Genomic DNA, 20537 nt, shown 5'->3' on the forward strand with positions numbered 1-20537 from the left:
TTCTTTTATTTCTTATTCGGATCAATCGCTGCGCCCCGGACTTTATCGGCCGCGGCCAATCCCTCTTGAATCTCGATCTTGATACCGTCGGACAGACCTACCTTTACAGGATGTTTCTCGAAGACTTGCTCCGGTTGCTCTTGTTTAACCAACTGAACGAACGCGGAATCCCCCTGGAACTCTACCGTGCTTTCCGGGATCGTAAGGACATCCTCCGCACGTTTTAGCACGATCTCGGCATTGGCGCTATAGCCCGCGCGGATGAACGCGTCTTCGGGGATCGTCACGGCCGCCTTGATCTCAAATTGAATGGCTCCATTCTTGTCTACTCCCTTGGGCGATACATATTCCAGCAAAGCGTCGAATGAACGGCTCTCCATGGCGCCGACGGTCAGTTTGATCGGCATTCCCTCGTGGATGCGTCCGATCTCGGTCTCATCTACGTTTCCTTTGAAGATCATGTCGTTCATATTGGCTACGGTAGCGATCGTCGTGCCATCATTGAAATTGTTCGCTTGAATAACCGAGTTACCTACTTTAACGGGGATGTCCAAGATCATCCCGGTAATGGTACTGCGGATTTGGGTCGTACTGGCTACGTTTGAGTTCTTGGCTATACCGTCGCGGATAATCTCCAGGGCACTTTGCGCGTTATCCTTTTCCTCCACGGCTTTCAGGTAGTTCGCCTTGGAAAGGTCGAAATCTTCTTGGGCGATAACACCCTGCTTAAATAATTGCGTATCCCGCTTATACGTCTCTTCCACTTGCTTTAAAGAGATATTGGCAAGGTTCACGCGTGATTCGGCGCTGTTGAGCTGTACCATCTCGGGGATTACCTTGATAGTGGCGATAATCTCTCCCGCCTGGACCGTCTGCCCCGCCTCTTTCTTCAGCTCGGAGATGATACCGGAAATCTGCGGTTTGATCTCCACTTCGAAACGAGGCTCTACGTTCCCGGTAGCGACCGTCTTGGTTTCCACATCTCCTTTTTCAGGAGTTACGATCTCATAAACGGTGACGACCGGTTGCGCTTTCCTCCATAAGAAATAGAATGTACCGATTACCGCTGCTCCCACAAATACTAACAAGGTGATACGCAGGATTTTTTTTACAATGCGATTCTTCATGATTATATAGTTTTATTAATTGACAATTGTATTTATTCTTCCCGTATGGCATCTATCGCCTTGATTTGCATGGCTCGCCACGCGGGAATCAGCCCGGCCAGCAGACCACTGAACAATAAGATCACCGTGGCCGCTACCGCTACTTGAATGCTTACCTCCGGATGCGCTATGGTTCCGTCCGAGGCCGGCTGGGCGCTCATGATCTTATCTACCAGATCGAGCAGGAACACCCCGACGCTTAACCCCATCAAACCTGCGAAGGCCGTCAGTAACAGGCTCTCGCTCATGATTTGCGAGATAATATTCCAAGGTCTTGCTCCCAAGGCCCTGCGCACGCCGATCTCCCGGGTACGCTCCTTGACCGTTACCATCATGATATTACTTACACCGATAATACCCGCCAATAACGTACCCATGCCTACGAGCCAGATCAAGATATCGATACCGATAAATAGCATATCGAAGGTCTCGAACTGAGCCGCCAGGTTGATCACCGTCACGGCCTGCGGGTCGGTAGGCGAGATCTGGTTCTGGCTCTTTACGATATCCTTGACCTGTGTGATCACCGGATCGATCTTATAACCGGGCTTGGCGCTCACGCACAAGAAGTGAATGATATCCCCTTGGTTCAACGTCTGTTGCATGGTGCTGAAGGGAAGGAATACGCTCTCCTCGGCCCGTCCGCCGATACTGACGTTAGAAGCCAGTTGCTTCATGACGCCTACCACTTGATAGTAAATCCCGTTTACCCGGGCATATTTCCCGCAAGGATCCTTCCCTTTGAACAATACTTCGTTCACCTCGGCACCGATCAGACAGACCTTACGCTTCTCGATCTCGTCGATCTCGTTCAGTAACCGTCCGTAATAAAGTTGTTGGGTCTCGATCTTGAAATAATCGGGCTGCACGCCTTTCACATTATAAGTACCGCTTAATTGGCCGAAAACGATATTCTTGTCCGAGGAATTTCCCCAGATGATGGGGGAGACGGCCTCGATGTCCTTCACCTGTCTCCGGATGCTCTCCACGTCTCGGTTTCGCATGTTCCATTGGCGGCCCTTGTTAAAGCCTTTGTACGATTCGCTGGTCCGGTCGGAGAAAAAGAAGGCGGAGTTCGTGGCGAATCCGTTGATATTCGAGAACATGGCGTTCTTCATCCCGTTCCCGGCCCCCAATAGGATCACCAGCATCAGGATGCCCCAAAATACACCGAAGCAGGTCAACAAGCTGCGTGTCTTGTTTCGGGTGATCGTCACCCATATCTCTACCCATCTGTCTATGTCAAACATGGTTCTTCTCTTTTTTATTATTATTCCGTTCTCATGGCTTCGATCGCCGTGACTTTTACCGCCTTGCGTGCCGGGAAATAACCCGCCAATACGCCGGCTATGATGATCAAGACCGTAGCGGAGCTAGCTATCGCCAGGTTGACGGTCGGGTTGCGGAAGATCGTCAGGTCCTCTCCTATATTCCCCCCGGACTGGGCCCCGGCTTGGGCCATTTCCATGGCGTGATTGATGAGTTCCGTAATCCCGATCCCCATGATCATCCCGACATAGCCGAAGACGGCTGTTACGAGGATAGACTCGGTTATCACCAATGCCAGGATCGAGCCGGGCTTTGCTCCCAAAGCCTTGCGTATGCCGAACTCCCGGGTCCGTTCCCGTACGGTGATCAGCATGATGTTGCTCACTCCCACGATGCCTGCCATCAGGGTCCCGATACCGATAATCCAGATAAATAGAGTAATCCCGTTCAGCATATTGTCGAACATGAGGAACTCATTCGCCATGTTCCACATACCGATAGCGTTCTTGTCTGTCGGATCGAATTGGTGGCGGCGTGCCATCCATTTCCGGAAGCTTTCCTCGAAGGCCTCATTCTCCTTTTCGGTAGTTACCCCTTTCAAGGTAAACGTTAGCGATCCGAAACCGTATCCTTTATTATAGAGTAGTTGGGCAACGGAGAATGGAATGTAAGCGGGAGCGTTGTTGCTTTTGTCATCATCGTTATACACGCCGACTACTTGATACATCATATTGCCGCATTTCACATATTTACCCAGCGGCTTCTCGTCTCGAAACAAGACCTCGGCCATACGGGGACTGATCACGATCACCTTTCTTCGGTCCCTCATGTCCTGTTCATTGATGAAGCGGCCGTTATGTGTCTCTACATTCACGTAATTGATCGGGGCATGGTCCGGATATACGCCATGGGTCTGTCCTGTCACATACTCCTCGTTGTAAGTGATCGTGTCATTGTGGGAAATGGTAGCCGAGCAGAGATCCACCTCTTTGAAGTTTCTCTTCAGGGCGCTTAAGTCCTCTTCCTTGAAACTGATGCTGCGGTTGGGTAGCATACCCTTCCAGGGCTTGGTGGTATAGCGTGTCCATACCTCGACCCGGTTGGTAGACATATTCCTGAAGTTGTGCATGATACCGTTGCGCAACCCGTTTCCCGCTCCCAATAACACGATCAACATGAAAATACCCCATGAGACCGAGAAGCCGGTCAAGAAGGTACGGAGCTTATTCTTTTTGATGGTGCTCCATATTTCCCTGAAATTATCAAAGTCAAACATGATTCTCCCCTTTTTCGATACGTTCGATCAGCCCGTCCTTAACCCGGATAATCCGGTCTGTAGCCTCCGCTACGGAGGGTTCGTGGGTAACGATCACCATGGTCATACCCTCCAGGTTTACCTTGCGTAGCAGTTCCATTACCTCCACGGTCGTCTTGCTGTCCAACGCTCCGGTCGGCTCGTCGGCCAATATGACTTGAGGTTTCGCGATCAAGGCCCGGGCGATCGCCACACGCTGCTTCTGTCCGCCGGACATCTCGTTCGGCATATGTTCCGCCCAATCTTTCAAACCCACCATGTCCAAATATTCCAGTGCCATGGCATTCCTCTTCCTTCGGCTGACCCCTTGGTAATAGAGTGGGAGGGCGACGTTCTCCATGGCATTCTTGAATGAGATTAAGTTAAAAGATTGGAATACGAAGCCGATCATCCGGTTCCGGAGCTCGGCGGCACGAGTTTCGCTGAGACGCTGAATCAATTGTCCGTTTAATAGGTAGGTGCCCGTGTCGTACGTATCCAATATCCCCAGGATATTCAATAAGGTTGACTTACCGGAACCGGACGCTCCCATGATAGATACCATCTCTCCCTTCTCTATATCGAGGTCGATACCTTTTAAAACGTGCAGTGGGGCTCCATTAAAGTACGTTTTGTTTATTCCTCTCAGTTGAATCATCATATTATGTAATTACTTTACCTATTAGACGTACAATTTGCTAAAAAAGTTACACGGTTGGTAAACATCTTTATCATCCGGGCGCAAAGATAAGTCTTACTAGAATACCTTGTATCGCAAGGTACTCATAATTATACAATATTAACAGAGGACTTTGATAGAATAGGCCTGGCTCTCTTATCCCTTACCTTTGTGGAAGAATTGTACTTATTTTACAGGGATTCCTTTTGTATTTCGCATGGTTTCCATCACGGCATGCGTGTCTATTTGAGCCTTTTCTTGTATAAACTCCGGGAGGTTGTAGGTCCACAACAAGTCTTTATAATATTTTACGGGATTCCTTTGCGGCAGGAGGAATGGTTTATGAGCCGTGCCGCTATCATCGATATAGGTAAAGAACGGACGCGTGTATAATCCATCCAACCTGCGACTGCTGAATACCAGCCAACGGTTGTTGCGGCTCCACGAATGATAGCTTTCCCCTTCGGGGCTGTTCGCCTCGGTCAGCGGGTACGTCTTTCCGTCGGACAAGCGGATCATATATAATTCGGCATCTTTATGCCAAACCCCAAAGCCGCCATATTCCTGTAAAGTGAAAGCCAGATAGTTGCCGTCAGGTGAGATCCGAGGGAAGGATACGCTTTTGTGGTTGGCCCGGCCATGGTATAAAGTATCTACTTGCCGGCTTAGGGCGCGGGTTTCCGGGTCAAAGCCTACACGACATAGGCTATAGGTCATTTGTCTGAAATTCTTGGAAATAGAATCTACGGCAGCGGTCGAGCTGAAATAGAGGCTCTTCCCGTCAGGAGAGAATGCGGGAAATATTTGCCATGCGTCTTTTGAATTTAACGCTTCGCAAGAGAATAGCTCGTTCTTCTTCACGTCGTAGATCACGATATCGGAGTTATGATCCAATACTTCCAGTGTATTGGGATTATTGATGAAGAAGTTTTGATAGGTATCGCATACGGTGGCCGCCAGATAGTTACCATTCGGATGCCAATACATGTAGACAAAGTTTGAGACTGTCTCGGGCGTCTTGGTATTTAGCTTGGTTATTTTCCTTCCATCAATCAGTACGGAACCGGCGTGCTTGCCTCGCATATGGAAGATCAGTTTATCCGGGTTCCCGGAGGGAAACGTGTGGCAGTTTACGCAATTATAGTCGGTCAAGCTATTCTCGTAAATCACGCTTTGGTCATAATTCTCCAAGTTTCGTTGATAGATACCCATCCTGTTCCACATATCATTGCTCAAGGCTAATAACCGATAGGCTATATATTTATCGATGGAGTCCTTCACGATGTCCATATGAAAAGGCATATAGGCATTCCATTCGCCCCGTATGCGTTTAGCGATGGTCAGTTCTATTTGCTTTCCGGCATTCTCTTTCAACAGGGCTTTCCATCTCCTTTGTGGGATCTCAAAGAGCCCCTCATCGCTATAGACTTGGAATTGAGTCTTTTCCCCTTTAATGATAAGGCAGTGCTCACTGCTATCGGCGATAGAGAAATTGAGCGGGGCGATGTTCACAGGAATGGTCACCTCCTTGTAATCCGGATAAATGGTTATTTCCTCATTCAAGCTTTTGGCGATCTGTATGTCGTTTTGGGAGCATGAAACCATCAAGGCGATGAGAAAAAGGAGAAAATATCGGTTTGTATTCGTGTAAGTCTGTTTTTCCATACGAGTTTTATTTAGAGAACATCAAATAGTACCAAAAAGTAGGCCGATAGTCGGCTATTCCAGTCGCTACCGCTTGTCGGGCATGCCTTAGTTCCAATACACGTCGCCTGAATAGCGAGAACTCGGACAGGACTTTATCGGTTACCCCATACCTGCGGCAATAATCCGGGTCATGCTCCGCGTAAGAGATCACGGCCTGTTGCAAAGGCTCGGGCAATGTAGGGAGTACTTCCGTCCCACTGAATCTTTCGACAAACATTTTTATGGCGGGCAGGTCTTTCGATAACAATAACGTACCGATCGTATAATCCAACGCGGCTTTATTCCGGGGATTCTCTTCCAATAGAATCATCAAGTTATCAAGCAATCCGATTATATTGGCGAAAAGGTCTTTGTTGTCGGACAGGCTTTTCCTTTTTACGCCCAATTCCGGGTCGTTCTCCACCGCTTGATCATTATACAAGAACTTTCGTTGCGAGGAGGCCCATTCCCGATAGCCCCATGTCTTTTCCAATAGTGAGATAAACTTCTCGGCCGCGGGATACTGTCCGTATATCAAATGAGATTTTATTAGTAATTTGGTCATGACAGGACTGCCGTGTGTAATTCCCACCGAGGCGCCAAAAGCGAAATTGTATGCCAAGGACGTGATACCTATATGGTAGTATATCTGGCTGAACAGGAAACTTTCCTCTATATGCGCTTGATACGCGGAGATCAAGGATTGTATCCCGCTTTGCGGATAGTTGAATAAATCAGTCTGCATGACCCCCTTATGCGATAAGGCAAGGTTTAAGCAATTCAGGTGTAAGTAGTTATTATAGTTCAGATCATCCGACGAGATTATGGCGTCCCATTGTTCGGTATCTATGTAATGAAACATTTGCATCAACGTATAGAAATCTTTATTCATCCGCTGAAGAGCCGTTCGCGTATAATAGATACCGGATAAGGCAAGCAATGCTACGGTCACTAAAGCTTTTAGATAGGTCTTTACGTGATCGAGATAACGCGACAGGAAGAATAGAAGCATGACGAGTAGCGCTACTTGCCAGGAAAAGCCGTAGAATGGTTCCAGCTCGATGAAATACGCTACGTAATCTTTCATCCAAAACACATGGTCATAATCGGGTTTGCTGCCCCCCAGAACACACAGGGAACCTACGGTAAGCAGCAAGATCAACGGGATGAAGCTTGCGTACCAGCGTTCGTTTTTCTGAAACACATCAAACAGTAAGATGCTAAGGGCGAATAACATCGCTACAGATCCCATCGTGTAAAACAATCCGATCGTCAGCAAGCAACCGATGCAGGTACGGTATGTCCAATTGCATTTTCGTGTCCCGTAACTGTACAGGCTAAGAGCCAACGTCTCAAATAACAGGGCGATCAGCCCTTCATAATGATAGCTGTCTTTTATCAGGTAAAGGTACTGGAATAAGATGGGGAGAAAGGCCAAGGGCAGAAGATACGACGCCGGATGTATTTTTCGTAAAGTCAGCCAGGATAACCAGCCAGCGGCTCCACCGATCAAGGCGGTTGTCAGCGATCCGATCAGCGGCACCTTGAAAAACTGTATAACAAATTGGGCGCAAATCGTAGCCAATCCTCCAATTGTCTTAAGTATATTCAATACATGTTCGGTATCGAACAGGAAGATCTGTTGTTGTTCTCGGTAGAAGAAGATCGCTTCTTGAGTGGTTTGTAAATGTAACCCCAGGAGGCAGGTGCACACCAAGAGCAGAAAAATAGGTATAATCTTTCTACTTACGTCATTCATGTGACACAAATTACTAAAGTTCCTTACAATGGTTGAAAAGAGAATTACTGTGGGCGCAAAGGTAAGTCCTTTAGACGAATTTAGCAAGGTTTTATCTGTTAAAGATGCCCGTCAGAAACTTAGAACCCACCTCGGTTCGAAGCTAGCGGATATCATATTCGCGAGCTTTGGGCCGAGATGGGCGGTAGCCTTTTTCAGCGGGCGGACTTTTACGGTAACAACTGCTGTGCCGCGAGTACCAGGAACATGTAGTGTGACGATCCGCCGCCCAGTACATATTCAGTCTGTTGCCAGAGGAACGGGAACGTGAGTAGCTCCGGGAAGTCGGGACGGATCAGCGCCGTACCGGAAATAACTCCTCCGGGGATGTACGACCAGTCCGCACGATTCAACCCATAGCCCACCGTGGCTGATTGCGCGCCGACACCCGAGGCGAAAGAAGCCTGGTTGGAGCCCGGATGGCATCCGAGAATGAAGTTGAGGGCATTGAATACCGGCGCTTTCGTGAATATTTCCGGATAGGAGGTGGCCAGGAAGTAGTGCTGGAAGCCGAAACGCTGTATATCCCAGCCTGCCCCCCAGATATTCGGACGGTAGGGAACGCCGTAAGGTGTTTCATGCACCTGCTTGTCCAGCTCTTGTTTGTATCCGGTCAGCGCTTTACGGAAAGCGGTGGAGAAAGCGTTGGCTTTTTTATCCTTCATCCGCGCGAACTGTTGCTCTACGCGTGCCGTGTACCAGCCGGTGTTTCTGATCTGTTTGATGATGAGATCCTGATGATCCAGGATAAAATCCATATAGGGTTGTTCGCCGGTGGTGAGATACAGCTCTACGGCTGCTTGCACCTTGGGAGACAAGGCTCTCCCGCCGCCATTTCCGGTAGAAGCGTATACCTTGCGGGCAATGTCGAGGCAATGCACACTCAATGTATCATTGAACCCTTTCAACACGCGGGATACGGCAGCCAGTTGGGCGGCTGTAGACAGCTCCCGCCCGGGGTTGTCCTCCGTAAATATCCAACGGTCGTCTTCATTGCCGGTTTCCCCGTCGGTCATAGCGGCGGCATCACCCAGAAGCACGTATTGGCGCAGGTCGTTGCAGATGATTCCCCGGTAGAGACGTCCCAGCGCCAGGTAGCTGTTGACTACCGAGAGGGCGCCGTTCTCCACTTGTTGCAGCAGGTCATTCTTGCCGTCGGGCTGGTGGATCTCCGTCACCCGGTTTATCTGGTCGATGGCGGTCACGTCGAGATCCGGGCGGAAAGCTTCGTAGGCCAGTGCCAGGATATAGGATTCTCCGGCTTGGGATTCGATACGGAGGTCAAAGTCTCCGGCATCGTGCCAGCCGCCTATGTTTACTCCGGGAACTACCTCGCCCGGTTTGAACTTGGACAGACCCTCTTTCTGGTCGTAGCCGTCGATATGGTTGTGCGCCGGTGCCATCCGGGCGTCGTCCATGTGGCAGCGGTCGTGCCATACACGATACTTCTCGTTGACGCGCATGTGGCACATCTGCACGGGAAGGAAGTACTCCAACACGGGCTGCCATACGCCGCGGGCGTATACGTCATCGGCAACGCGGAAAATGGGAGACTCGGAAGTATCGTACTTAATCTTATAAAGCCCCGGTTCCCTTATGTCCGTGAAGTCTACCTTCCGATAGTTATACCTCAGGAATTTACCCCAGTCGGCAGGCGCGACGTTCTTGACCACTTTCTCGCCGTCGGCATCGATACGGATGATTTGTGCCGTTGCTTTTTTGCTGTCGCGTACGTCCATTTCAATGACAGCCTCCTTGTCCTGGGCAGGATGATAGCCTATCTGTGAAGTCTGGATAACCGGCTGATACATCCAGTCGGCCACTACGTTCGGGGTGATAATCCACCTGACGGCGCCTTTCGTGACACCCGGCTTTATGTCGCTGCGCAGTACGAACCAGCCGTTGTTGTGGTTCATCCGGCCGTCAAACAGTTGCAGGTCACCGCTCAATGATTCGATGGTAATTTTGTTATAGGGGTCATCGGGCCGGGAGGTGAACCGGGTTCCCTTGGCGTAAGGTTCGCTGATGATGTCGTCGGCCACGATCGGACTGTAACCTTTCCCGATCAGTTTGTCCATATCAGCCAGCGGTTTTTTGCCGTCATGATAGTCCCCGGTATGCAGGTAATTGGGTTGGGTCGTCATCAGGGGAGAGTTGGGCTGTTGCGGGAAGATACCGCTCTGCCCATCCATGATCCAAGGCTTGCCGAAGAGGGAACCCGGGAAGAACTCGAGATTGAAGCCCACTTTCCCGATGAATTCCCGGGGGATGGGGCGGTCCAAGTCTACGCTCACCTCTATCTGCTTACCTTTGCTTTCCACTTTTACCGTATAGACAAGGTGGAGGTCCGGGTAAATCATCGGGTTGAATCCGGTGAGGTGACGGGAGGAGTCGGGATAGCACAGCGTAGCGGTGATGCTGTTGTCGCCGAGTTTCCGCTCCAGCTGTTTCGGTATGGGCTGCCATTGTCCGGGTGTGGCTTCCAGGCGGATGTCTCCGTTTGTCGCCACGCGGTGTCCGTTCATGATGATGCATACGCCTCCCTGGTGTCCTTCGGGATAGATGTCATCAAAAGCCATGACATCGACTCCTTGGTTCTTGAAATAGCCGGAGGGGGTCAGCTTGAAATCTTGCGCGTGCGGCGCGCCGCTACCGCAGAGCAGTGCCAAAGCTGACGCAAATAGGAAATGTCTCTTTCGCATAGTATCTGTTTTTTAAAAGTTACAAAATCAACCCCCTAAGATACGGAATAAAAAGGAAACGGAAGGCAATGCGCGGTGACAATTTGTTTTTTTGTAAATTCGCGATGTAACTAGGGTCAAGTTCTTAAATTGCTACATTATGAAACACAGGTTTTCCGCTTTTTCGCTGATCGTGTTATGGTTGCTGATCACGCCCTTCCTAAAAGCGCGATCACACGCGGATAAGGTCTTGAAAGATGAAATAATCTCAGACTTGAAAGAGAATATCCTCCCTTTCTGGGAAAAATACAGCGTAGATCCCTCCGGCGGTTTTTACGGTTCATTGAGACGTGACGGTTCCCCTATCGCCGATGCTCCCAAGGGAGGCGTGCTGAATGCCCGCATCCTCTGGACCTTTTCAACCGCCTATCGGCTGTATGGCGATGCTGCCTACCGCGCGCTGGCTGATAGGGCGCAGCGCTATTTCATCGACCATTTCATCGACCCGCGGTATGGAGGCGTATATTGGTTGATAAACGCGGACGGTACTCCTCTGAATACGGACAAACAGACTTACGGCTGTTCTTATGCCATCTACGGTTTGTCCGAACATTTTAGAGCGACGGGCAACCCTGAAAGCCTGCAAAAAGCCATAGCGCTTTACCGGACCATGGAGCGCAAGATGCGAGATCCTGTAAACGACGGTTATATAGAATCCTTTACCCGCGAATGGGGGATTCCCGAGAAGTTGGGATATGATGGCGATGGCGTCGCTACCAAAACAATGAATACACACATCCATGTATTGGAGGCATACACGTCATTATATAAGGTATGGAAGGATAACGGCCTTCGCGAGCGCCTCGCGAAAGTAATCGGCTTGATAATGACCAAGCTGTACAACCCGCGGACACATCACTTGATATTATACTGTGACTCGGATTGGAACAATCTGGATGACATCGACTCTTACGGGCACGACATCGAAACCTCTTGGTTGCTGACGGAGGCCGCGGAGGCTTTGGGCGATCCGGAGGTTATCGAGAGGTGCAGGAAGGTCGCGCTGGAACTTGCGGATACCTCTTTGAAAGAGGGCATCAACCCGATGGGAGCGATGATGTACGAGCGGCACGGCGATAAAATCAGGAAGGATGCTTCCTGGTGGTGCCAGGCGGAAACCGTGGTCGGCTGTATCAATGCCTGGCAGCTGACCGGCGAGCCCTCCTATCTGGACAGTGCCGTACGTACCTGGAGCTTCATTAAGTCGCGGATGATAGACAAAACGTATGGCGAATGGTTCAGAACCGTGCAGGAAGATGGAACACCCCGCTACAAGGAGCCGAAAGCAAGTATGTGGAACTGCCCCTATCATAACAGCCGTATGGGGTTCGAGATGGATACCCGATTGAAATGACAACCCTTATACGCGAGTCCGGAATAGGAGCCGTACCGGAATCGATCTATTTATGATAAGTAACGTCAATCCCCTTGCTCTCCTTGGCAAGTGCGCTGATCTGCCGTATCTTGGAGGGTACCTTCCCCGTGATAAACTCAGGTATGTTATACGATTTCATGAACCGCTGGTAGAAATCCGCGTCTTCCTGCGGCAACAGGAACGGCTTGGAGGCATTCCCGCTCTTGTCGATATAGGCGAAATAGGGTCGGGTATATAATCCGTCGATTCGCCGGCTGCTGAAAACGATCCACCGGCTGTTGCTGCTCCAGGAATGATAACTCTCCGTGTCTGTACTGTTCGCGTCTCGTAAGGGATGGAAAGCCCCGCTCTCGATATCCAGGAGATATAGATCAGCGTCTTTATGCCAGATCGAGAAGTTTCCGTAGCCCGATACGGTGAACAACAAGAATTTCCCGTCGGGAGAGACACGGGGGAAAGAGACACTTTTCCCATGCTCTCGCGCATTATACAATGTATCTATCCTTGATCCGAAGCTCCTGGTCGCCGGATCAAACGCGATGGAGCAAAGGTTATACTTCACCTCCGCATACGCGCGAGGCATCGAACGTGCCTCGGCGGTACAGAAATAGAGCGTTTTCCCGTCGGGAGAGAAGGTGGGGAATGTCTCAAAAGCCTCTTTCGTACGAATGGCGGGCGTGCTGACGATCTCATGCCGCTCGGTATCATACACCACTACGTCCGATTGGCTGTCGAAAACCTCAATCCTGTTTTTGTCGTTGGAATGAAAGCTCTGGCTCGTTTGGTTTACCGAGAATGCCACGTATTTTCCGGAAGGATGCCACGAGGGATAGACCAGAGAAGCGATTGTTTGATCCGTTTTCGTATTCAGTTTTTCCAGTTTGTCACCCTCTATCAAATAGGTCCCGGCGTATTTATCTCTCATGTGAAACAACATCTTGTCGGGGTTCTGCATACAAAACGAGTGGCAATTCATGCAATTTTGCCCACTGTGTTTATTCTCCATGATGGGACTCTGTCCGTAGTCCTCCAGGTTCCGTTGGTAAATACCCATCCGGTTCCAAAGTTCATATCCGGGCTCTATCAGGCGGTAGGCCAGATAAGCGTCCATAGGTTCCCGCGCGATAAACAGCGAGAATTCCGGATAGCCCAGCCATTCCTTATCCTTCGCGTAAAGCTTTACCCGGATCGTTTGGCCGGTCGCTTTCTGTAGTAGCCTTTTCCAGTTGGCGGCAGGGATATGGAATTGCCCCTTTTTTTCTTTCACCCGCAACGTCTCTTCCTCAAAACAGAAAACAGCGAACGCCTCCGTATGGGCATCCTGTATCTTAAAGTTCAGGGGAGCGATATGATTCGGTATCGTTACATCCGCGTAATCCGGGTATAACCGCGGTCTCTCCGCGGTCTCCTTGCTTACCGGGACCGAGTGGGAACATGAACAGATCCCCAGTATGATAAAACATACACATAAGATATACAGATCGTGCTTTTTCATGGCAATGAATCATTTAAGCAGGTAATAAGACCAATAGGTATCTCCGAAAGCGCTTTTTATCAGCTGGGGCAGCCGCGGGTTATTCCGGTTCTGCACGACCAAGTTCCGATAGCCGGCGAACTTACGGATCACATTCTCGGACACGTCAAAACGCTTCCAGTAGTTCACGTCCTTTTCCGCCAGTAGGATAACGGCTTCTTGGAAGCTCAGGGGAAGCGCGGGGAGTACCGGTGTTCCATAATAGCGCTCGATCAATGTCCGGAAAGACTTCATGTCTTTAGAGAGCAGATAGATCGCCCCGGTGAATTGGATCGGGAGCCGATTCCCCGGGTCCTGCTCCGCGCGGACAAGCAGATCATGCTCCAGCCCGTCGATACCGGACAGGTTGCTCTCCTCCGGGAGCGCTTTCCGTTTAGGCCCCAATATCGGATCGTCTTCAATCGCTTTATCGTTATACAGGAACACGCGATGTCGTTTTGCCCAATCACGATAAGCATACGTCCTTTCCAAGACGCGGATATATTTCTCGGCGATAGGATAGGCCCCGTAAATCAAGTTTGTTTGCACAAGTCGTTGCAGGTTCCGGGGGTTACCGGCGCCGATTACGGTAACATACCCTTCAAAAGCCATCTTCTGGGATAACGCGATCTCTCCCAGCGTAAAATAGGCGTCGCTTAACAGGGTGGAGACCGTAAAGGTCTTGTTCCAAGCGGCGAGCAACCCCTGAGGGCTGTGTTGGTCAAACGCGAACATCCGGTCCGCCAACTCTCCTTTTTCCGCGAGAGCCCTGTTCAAGTAGGTCAAATATAAGTAGTTTTTGATCGGTCCGCGGCAGTGTCGGATGATCTCGTCCCATTGTCCGGTACGGGCATAATAATCCAGTTCCTTCAGTCGATACGAGTTTTGGTCATTATACCTTGGTATCCCGAACCTGCAAAGGGCGAGAATCAGGATAAGTTGTACGAGGAACTCCAGCCGATCCCTCTTTTTCGAGGTACCTTTAGGCCAGGTGAACGCGAGGATCAGCGAAAGCGGCAAGCTGACCCAGGAAAAGTAGATGACATTCGGAGCCCGTAAGATCGGATGGTAATAGGCATCCGGCAGGAACGCGAGACGATAATCGGTGACGACCGTCGCCCATACGCTGCCGGTTGCCAGGAGTATAAACTCGATGGGGATCACCGAGAAGACAATTCCCTGTTTGAATGGACCGAATAATTCCTTGATGAATACGCAGAGCGCGAATAATCCGGCTATAGGCCCCCCTGCCCAGAAAAGCAGTGGTGTGATCAATAGGGCCGTAAATAATCGGGATCGGGAGTCATGGATCCGCGCCCACCCATTCAGGCAAAGTAGGCAAATGAAAAAGGCCACGGTTCCTTGTAGCAAGTAATTAAAGTCGTATTGAGCCAACAACAAGGACAAGACGGGGAGCGAGTAAATCAGATACAACTCCTTCTCCGGAGAGATTTGTCTTACAACAGCCCTCATGGCAAGCCCTATGCCGGCAAGCAGCGCGGCAACGATAAAGGGACCGAGATAAGGGGTGATAAAGAATTGTGTCAAGAACTCCCCGATGGCCGAGGATAGACCTCCCGGATCACTGATTTTATCCGCGAGATAGTCTGCGGAGAATTGGAATAGTTGAAGCTGCTCGATATAGAAGAAATGAAACTTGCTGGTTATTTGCAAGAACCCCCCTACTATGGCAAACAGTATCAAACCGAAGTGTATTGCTTTATATCTCATGGCTGGAAGACACGTTCTTTTTATGGTTTAACCGGTAGCAAAGATAGATATAAATCTCGATTTATATGCCCGTGCTAGTAGTGGTGCGATAAAAATCCGGCCACTGTTATTAAAATATTGGTATTGGAGGAAACGCTATCCGTCATGCGATTAGGCTTTGGTTTCGTATAAAAAGTATCTTAGGCCCATCCCCCAAGTATCTTAGGTGCGTTGGTAAAGTATCTTAGGTCCATCCCCCAAGTATCTTAGGTGCGTTGGTAAAGTATCTTCCACCCTTCGATCGTACGCTTCTCTGTACTGAAATTGATGCCTACCTTCACCACCGGAAGGCCGCAGAGGGCGAAGCGTTCGGGATATTCCCTCAGATCGATCTGCTCCATGGCAGCCTCGGCGCCTTGGTCCAGCTTCAACTCGATCACGTAAAGCGTGGAAGGTGTGCGGAGCACCATGTCCACACGGCCCTTTGGTGTACGGACCTCCACATCCACATAATTACCGAGCAGCGTGAAAATCACATAAAGCAGCTGCTGGTAATGCCCCTCGTAATGCGTGTTCTCGCAATAGGGGATCGTGGAAAGAACCGTGCGCATCAAACGCAACGCGCCCTCCATGTCACCGTTGTAGATCTTCTCCGCCATCTTGGCTACCAGTGTGTTTAGCTCGGCGGGACGTTGCACGTAGTTGGGTAACAAGCTGCGCATCAAGCCGACCCGCACCTCCCTGTTCGGAATGTCCAACTGATACAGGTCGGAGAAACGGGAATAGCCCTTGATCGTGATATAGCCACTTTGGTACAGCAACGGCGTGATGCTTGTCATCCGTTCCGTTGGCGCGTCAAAGTCGGCCGCCACACATTCCCGATTCCCGATCTCCTGCGGGATCACATGGAACTTACGTAGCATCTCGATCAGGTAAGTAGGAGTCCCGCTACCGAACCAGTAGGAGTCGATCCGGCTGTCAGTCAGCGCGTTCAGCAAGCTGAACGGATTATAGATATCAGGCGATGGCCAGGCGAAATGATAACCGTCGTAATTCTGTCTCAATGAGTTCAAAGCCTCTTCCGGGGTAATACCGAGGTTGACAGCCAACCGGTCGATCCCCTCACCCATCTGCTCCCGCATCTCCTCCTCCGTGATGCCGCAGAGCGTGGCATATTCCGGGAGCATGCTGATATTCTTGATGTTGTTCAACTCGCTGAAGATGCTCAATTGGGAGAATTTCGTGATGCCGGTCAGGAAGACGAAACGCAAATAGGGATCGCACGCCTTCAACGGGCTGTAAAAGTTACGCATCACGTTACGAAGCTTCGGCAACTCTCTCTCCTCATGCACCACGTCCAAGAGCGGAGCGTCGTACTCATCGATCAAGACCACTACTTTCTGTCCCGTCTGCTCGTAAGCGCATCTAATTAAATTCGTCAAGCGTAAATTCGCGTCTTCCGAATCCATATTCAAGCCATACCTCCTCTCCATATCCGCCAATTGGAACAAGAGATAGCGATTCAGCCCCTCTTTGTCCAGGTGCTTGCCAAGGCTCATGTCGAAATGAAGCACCGGATGGCTCGTCCACTCCTTCTCTAATTTCTCGATGGCCAATCCCTCGAACAGCTCCTTACGGCCCTCGAAGTAGCTACGGAGTGTGGAGGTCAGCAAGGACTTGCCGAAACGGCGGGGACGGCTCAAGAAGATATATTTCGAGTCCGAATGCGTCAACCGATAGACCAAATCCGTCTTATCAGCATACACATAATCACCCTCCCGGATTTCCGAGAATGTCTGGATCCCTATCGGGTATAATCGCCTATCTAGTCCTTCCATGATCTCTTCCTTTTATCGGTTCGTTCCCACAAAGATAATGGATCTTCCCGATAAACAAAATTATTCACACGCGATAAATCATGACTATGCTTTTTATGTCATGGACAAGGCGTATGTCGACTTTATTTGATGATTTCTAAACTAACGCGATTTTATTGCACCAGTAGTATAAGCTAATATTGCTTTTAGAAGATACGGATAAGCATGCGGTTTACAAGCCACAGTAAAATAATGTCGCCATGAAAAAGTGTTTTTTATTATTCGATTAACCTTTTTTATTATTTAATTGTTGCGAAATTCGCGAAACATATGAGATAAGTTTGTAACTTCACGCACACATTAGTATATCATCTTGCAGAGATGTTTAAGCTATTGAAATTTATTTTGTGTTAATTAAGTACATTGTGTAATTTTAAAAGTTAAAGCCTATGAGACGGAAATTTTTATTTAAGTTAGTAGCTCTTATGATGATCTTTTGGGTTGTCGGTTGCAGCAATGACGTTGGCGTAGTCGGTAACGATGGAGTTGGCGTAGGTCCTAAGGGGAAACTCCATTTCTCCGGTTCTAAATCATGGGAGGACAGAGGTGTTCTCATTTATGAGAATTTTGATCCATCTTATATTGTTATATATTTGTATCGTGTAAATGCGGACTCTGTTAGTTTGTGCCCTAGTCACAGTAGTAATCTGAATGATCTGAAAACGTATCCGTTTGAGAAGGATCTTAATAAATTTATATTGTCTTTAGAAGATACGGATAGGCATGCGGTTTACAAGCCACAGTAAAATAATGTCGCCATGAAAAAGTGTTTTTTATTATTCGATTAACCTTTTTAGTATTTAATTGTTGCGAAATTCGCGAAACATATAAGATAAGTTTGTGCTTCACGCACACATTAGTATATCATCTTGCAAAGATGTTTAAGCTATTGAAATTTATTTTGTGTTAATTTAGTACGTTGTGTAGTTTTAAAAGTTAAAGCCTATGAGACGGAAATTTTTATTTAAGTTAGTAGCTCTTATGATGATCTTTTGGGTTGTCGGTTGCAGCAATGACGTTGGCGTAGTCGGTAACGATGGAGTTGGCGTAGGTCCTAAGGGGAAACTCTATTTCTTCGATTCTAAATCATGGAAGGATAGTGGTACTCTTATTTATGAGAATTTTGATCCATCTTATATTGTTCCATATGCGTATCATGTAAATGCGGACTCTGTTAGTTTGTTTCCTATTCACAGTAGTAATACGAATGATCTGAAAACGTATCCGTTTGAGAAGGATCTTAATAAATTTATATTGTCTTTAGAAGATACGGATAGGCATGCGGTTTACAAGCCACAGTAAAATAATGATGCCATGAAGAAAAGTTTTTTGTTTATCGCTATCGCTTGTGTTCTTTCAGTTTTGTCACAAGCACAAGTTTATAATTTCCCTGTAAGACCGGGTACGGAAGCATGGGGTAATTTGGTTACTGAAGAGGACCGTTTTTCTGCTATGCAGATTCCGGAAGATCAGTTAAAGAGTATGAGCACTCAAGACTTGATTGTCACTTGTATGAACTATCCTGCTTGGATTTATTTCACGGCTTTTAATAACCCACAAGATGGGTTGGATATCAATATCCGTAATTTCAACGGGTTACAAGAATTGATGAATCGAGCAGATGCACCAGCGGAGTTGTTATCTGTTTACAAGCAAATGGATGCAGCTGGGATGGCTCCTAAAAGCAAAGCGATCAATCAAACTTCTTGGTCTCTCAAGAGGTCTTATTTTGAATTGTTATTAGCTCAAGATGCGATTATCAACAAAATGAGTGAAACGGATCGTATGGACTTGTTGGGAGAAGCCCGTAATAGATTGTATCAGAAAATGGAAGATCCTGTAGAATATTCTACGTCGGATTATCAATCTTCTTTGATTCTTATGAATAAGATCTTGGGGCATCCCACTGTAAAATCGAACCAAGCATTGGTCAGAGATCCTATTGATCAGCTAATTGTGAATGGTTCTATACAACCGTTTGAAATTACAATTGATGCGGTATATAGCAATACTACTATTTATACTCCAAAAGGCACTGCGGTTTCTGCGCTACAATTAACAGGAGGAGAGTTAAGTAGCTCAGAAAAGAATAAATTAAAGAATGAATGGTTGAGTTATTACAATAACCGAATCGTATTCAAAGGGGAAGCAACTTACGCTTACAATTGCCATGCCTATGCTTGGTATTGTTCTGAAGGGCATAGTTATGTTTGGATTAGTAGTCCGGGAGATGATGCGTTTTGGAATGATGGTAGCTTCGTGCAAACCACCAATACGTCTGGTAAAGACTGTAAAGTGTCTTTTCCAAACGATGATCACTCTGCTGTAACATCTTCTCGAAGCGGATATTTGATATCTAAATGGGGACGTGCTCCGCTTTTTGAGCATTCGATAAACGACTGTCCCTATAATTCTTCGGGATTAAGATATTATACTTATCCAGATCCTACGTATAATACGGTACCACCTAAGCCATCTGTTGAAACTTTCAGAAAAGACAATGATCAATCATTTACAGCCGCTGTCTCTTGTGATTCTCGTTACAACGTCGATCAATATGAATGGAAGAGTGATTATCCGAGTGATTGGTCTGTTGTTGCTCAAAACGCAAGTAAATCCAGTGTAAAAGTATATCGTTCGAGCACTCCTCGTTCTTGTTATCTTTCTGCCCGTGCTCACAATAGTTACGGTTGGGGTGAATGGGCAATAGTGGGGTGGCTTTATGCATCAAGCACTTATAGCCTTTCTGTTTTGCAGAATCCGGCAAGTTCCACATTACAGGTGCAGATTGTACCGAATACGGAGATGCAATCTTCTCCGGGCGGAGAACTTGCTGTGGATTTAACAGTGCAGAAGCCTGTTTTGAATATGAATCCAACGTATAGTGTAGGTTTGTATAGTAATACTGGAACTTGCGTTTATCAAAATATGGTAAAAGGGAATGGTAGTATTAACTTGAATATCAACGTTTCTTCTTTATCAAACGGTATTTATATTTTGCATGTAAAGACTGCGAATGAAAGTGCCCAGACTTTGAATGTCGTTGTGAAACATTAAGATAAAGCTTTATGATTTACAATGTTTAAATAATTAATCGTTTAACAATAACATTATTATCCTAATTAGAATAAGGAGTAGCGATAAAGGGCCATTCGGTTTTTTATCGCTATTTTTGTTGCCATATCGGTGGCGCATTTGTGCTTTAGCAATCACAGATAGGTAAGCATTCGAACAAATACACATTGTACAGCTTGAGGTTTGGTTGTTGCTTTGCAGTAGCATATACAATCCAACCTCAATTATTATGAATAGATTAGAATTTGAAGAATTAGAATTGCAGGTGCAACAAAGTGGCCTGCCATTGAAGTCGTGCCTACAGCAAGTAGGTGTAAGTTATTCAACCTATCACTACTGGCGCAAGAAGTATTC

Annotated in this window: 14 protein-coding genes; 4 read left to right on the forward strand and 10 right to left on the reverse strand. The window is 48.0% G+C overall.

The features are described from left to right. Positions 1–5: 5 nt before the first annotated feature. From G7Y39_RS02270 to G7Y39_RS02300, 7 genes are all read right to left on the reverse strand, one after another. Positions 6–1127 (reverse strand): efflux RND transporter periplasmic adaptor subunit, encoded by a 1122-nt coding sequence (locus G7Y39_RS02270; RefSeq protein WP_165154674.1) that lies wholly within the window; start codon positions 1125–1127, stop codon positions 6–8. A gap of 32 nt (positions 1128–1159) precedes the next feature. Next, positions 1160–2416, reverse strand: coding sequence for an ABC transporter permease (locus tag G7Y39_RS02275; RefSeq protein ID WP_165154676.1), 1257 nt, complete (start codon positions 2414–2416; stop codon positions 1160–1162). A gap of 20 nt (positions 2417–2436) precedes the next feature. Next, a complete protein-coding gene (locus G7Y39_RS02280) occupies positions 2437–3711 on the reverse strand; it encodes an ABC transporter permease (RefSeq protein ID WP_165154678.1) in 1275 nt (424 codons plus the stop codon). Continuing rightward, entirely contained in the window at positions 3704–4387 is a 684-nt protein-coding gene (locus tag G7Y39_RS02285) for an ABC transporter ATP-binding protein (protein ID WP_165154699.1), read from the reverse strand. The genes G7Y39_RS02280 and G7Y39_RS02285 overlap by 8 nt, the downstream gene beginning before the upstream one ends. Positions 4388–4594: 207 nt before the next feature. After that, on the reverse strand, positions 4595–6073 hold the full coding sequence (locus G7Y39_RS02290) for a PD40 domain-containing protein (RefSeq protein ID WP_165154680.1): 1479 nt from the start codon (positions 6071–6073) through the stop codon (positions 4595–4597). Between the two features lie 7 nt (positions 6074–6080). Next, positions 6081–7853, reverse strand: coding sequence for a DUF6057 family protein (locus G7Y39_RS02295; protein WP_165154682.1), 1773 nt, complete (start codon positions 7851–7853; stop codon positions 6081–6083). 209 nt (positions 7854–8062) lie between these two features. Then, complete coding sequence (locus G7Y39_RS02300; RefSeq protein ID WP_165154684.1) at positions 8063–10594, reverse strand: glycoside hydrolase family 9 protein; 2532 nt, start codon at positions 10592–10594, stop codon at positions 8063–8065. A gap of 139 nt (positions 10595–10733) precedes the next feature. Here G7Y39_RS02300 and G7Y39_RS02305 point away from each other — a divergent pair, with 139 nt between their 5' ends. Continuing rightward, positions 10734–11987, forward strand: a complete 1254-nt coding sequence (locus G7Y39_RS02305; RefSeq protein ID WP_165154686.1) for an AGE family epimerase/isomerase — start codon at positions 10734–10736, stop codon at positions 11985–11987. A 46-nt stretch (positions 11988–12033) separates the two neighbouring features. Here G7Y39_RS02305 and G7Y39_RS02310 read toward each other — a convergent pair whose 3' ends face one another. The 3 genes from G7Y39_RS02310 to G7Y39_RS02320 all read right to left on the reverse strand — a co-directional run bounded on the left by G7Y39_RS02310 (position 12034) and on the right by G7Y39_RS02320 (position 17069). After that, the gene (locus G7Y39_RS02310; protein WP_165154687.1) at positions 12034–13503 is read right to left on the reverse strand and encodes a PD40 domain-containing protein; all 1470 of its coding nucleotides are present in this window, start codon (positions 13501–13503) and stop codon (positions 12034–12036) included. A gap of 9 nt (positions 13504–13512) precedes the next feature. Continuing rightward, positions 13513–15252: a DUF6057 family protein gene (locus G7Y39_RS02315; RefSeq protein ID WP_165154688.1), complete on the reverse strand. Its 1740-nt coding sequence runs from the start codon at positions 15250–15252 to the stop codon at positions 13513–13515. Positions 15253–15497: 245 nt separating this feature from the next. Next, positions 15498–17069: an ATP-binding protein gene (locus tag G7Y39_RS02320; RefSeq protein ID WP_165154689.1), complete on the reverse strand. Its 1572-nt coding sequence runs from the start codon at positions 17067–17069 to the stop codon at positions 15498–15500. Positions 17070–17497: 428 nt separating this feature from the next. On the opposite strand from G7Y39_RS02320, the gene G7Y39_RS02325 reads away from it, so the two are divergent. From G7Y39_RS02325 to G7Y39_RS02335, 3 genes are all read left to right on the forward strand, one after another. Next, positions 17498–17854: a hypothetical protein gene (locus G7Y39_RS02325; protein ID WP_165154690.1), complete on the forward strand. Its 357-nt coding sequence runs from the start codon at positions 17498–17500 to the stop codon at positions 17852–17854. A gap of 199 nt (positions 17855–18053) precedes the next feature. Beyond that, positions 18054–18410, forward strand: a complete 357-nt coding sequence (locus G7Y39_RS02330; RefSeq protein ID WP_165154691.1) for a hypothetical protein — start codon at positions 18054–18056, stop codon at positions 18408–18410. A 12-nt stretch (positions 18411–18422) separates the two neighbouring features. Beyond that, the gene (locus G7Y39_RS02335; RefSeq protein WP_165154692.1) at positions 18423–20165 is read left to right on the forward strand and encodes a T9SS type A sorting domain-containing protein; all 1743 of its coding nucleotides are present in this window, start codon (positions 18423–18425) and stop codon (positions 20163–20165) included. Positions 20166–20537 lie beyond the last annotated feature (372 nt).

It is taken from the genome of Parabacteroides sp. ZJ-118 (assembly GCF_011038785.1).
Taxonomy (GTDB): domain Bacteria; phylum Bacteroidota; class Bacteroidia; order Bacteroidales; family Tannerellaceae; genus Parabacteroides.

Bases quoted from the DNA above. Each gene is read 5' to 3' on its own strand.
- G7Y39_RS02295 (WP_165154682.1), bottom strand. From the start codon at position 7,853: ATGAATGACGTAAGTAGAAAGATTATACCTATTTTTCTGCTCTTGGTG.
- G7Y39_RS02285 (WP_165154699.1), bottom strand. From the start codon at position 4,387: ATGATTCAACTGAGAGGAATAAACAAAACGTACTTTAATGGAGCCCCA.
- G7Y39_RS02325 (WP_165154690.1), top strand. From the start codon at position 17,498: ATGAGACGGAAATTTTTATTTAAGTTAGTAGCTCTTATGATGATCTTT.
- G7Y39_RS02305 (WP_165154686.1), top strand. From the start codon at position 10,734: ATGAAACACAGGTTTTCCGCTTTTTCGCTGATCGTGTTATGGTTGCTG.
- G7Y39_RS02315 (WP_165154688.1), bottom strand. From the start codon at position 15,252: ATGAGATATAAAGCAATACACTTCGGTTTGATACTGTTTGCCATAGTA.
- G7Y39_RS02320 (WP_165154689.1), bottom strand. From the start codon at position 17,069: ATGGAAGGACTAGATAGGCGATTATACCCGATAGGGATCCAGACATTC.
- G7Y39_RS02290 (WP_165154680.1), bottom strand. From the start codon at position 6,073: ATGGAAAAACAGACTTACACGAATACAAACCGATATTTTCTCCTTTTT.
- G7Y39_RS02275 (WP_165154676.1), bottom strand. From the start codon at position 2,416: ATGTTTGACATAGACAGATGGGTAGAGATATGGGTGACGATCACCCGA.
- G7Y39_RS02330 (WP_165154691.1), top strand. From the start codon at position 18,054: ATGAGACGGAAATTTTTATTTAAGTTAGTAGCTCTTATGATGATCTTT.
- G7Y39_RS02280 (WP_165154678.1), bottom strand. From the start codon at position 3,711: ATGTTTGACTTTGATAATTTCAGGGAAATATGGAGCACCATCAAAAAG.
- G7Y39_RS02300 (WP_165154684.1), bottom strand. From the start codon at position 10,594: ATGCGAAAGAGACATTTCCTATTTGCGTCAGCTTTGGCACTGCTCTGC.
- G7Y39_RS02335 (WP_165154692.1), top strand. From the start codon at position 18,423: ATGAAGAAAAGTTTTTTGTTTATCGCTATCGCTTGTGTTCTTTCAGTT.
- G7Y39_RS02310 (WP_165154687.1), bottom strand. From the start codon at position 13,503: ATGAAAAAGCACGATCTGTATATCTTATGTGTATGTTTTATCATACTG.
- G7Y39_RS02270 (WP_165154674.1), bottom strand. From the start codon at position 1,127: ATGAAGAATCGCATTGTAAAAAAAATCCTGCGTATCACCTTGTTAGTA.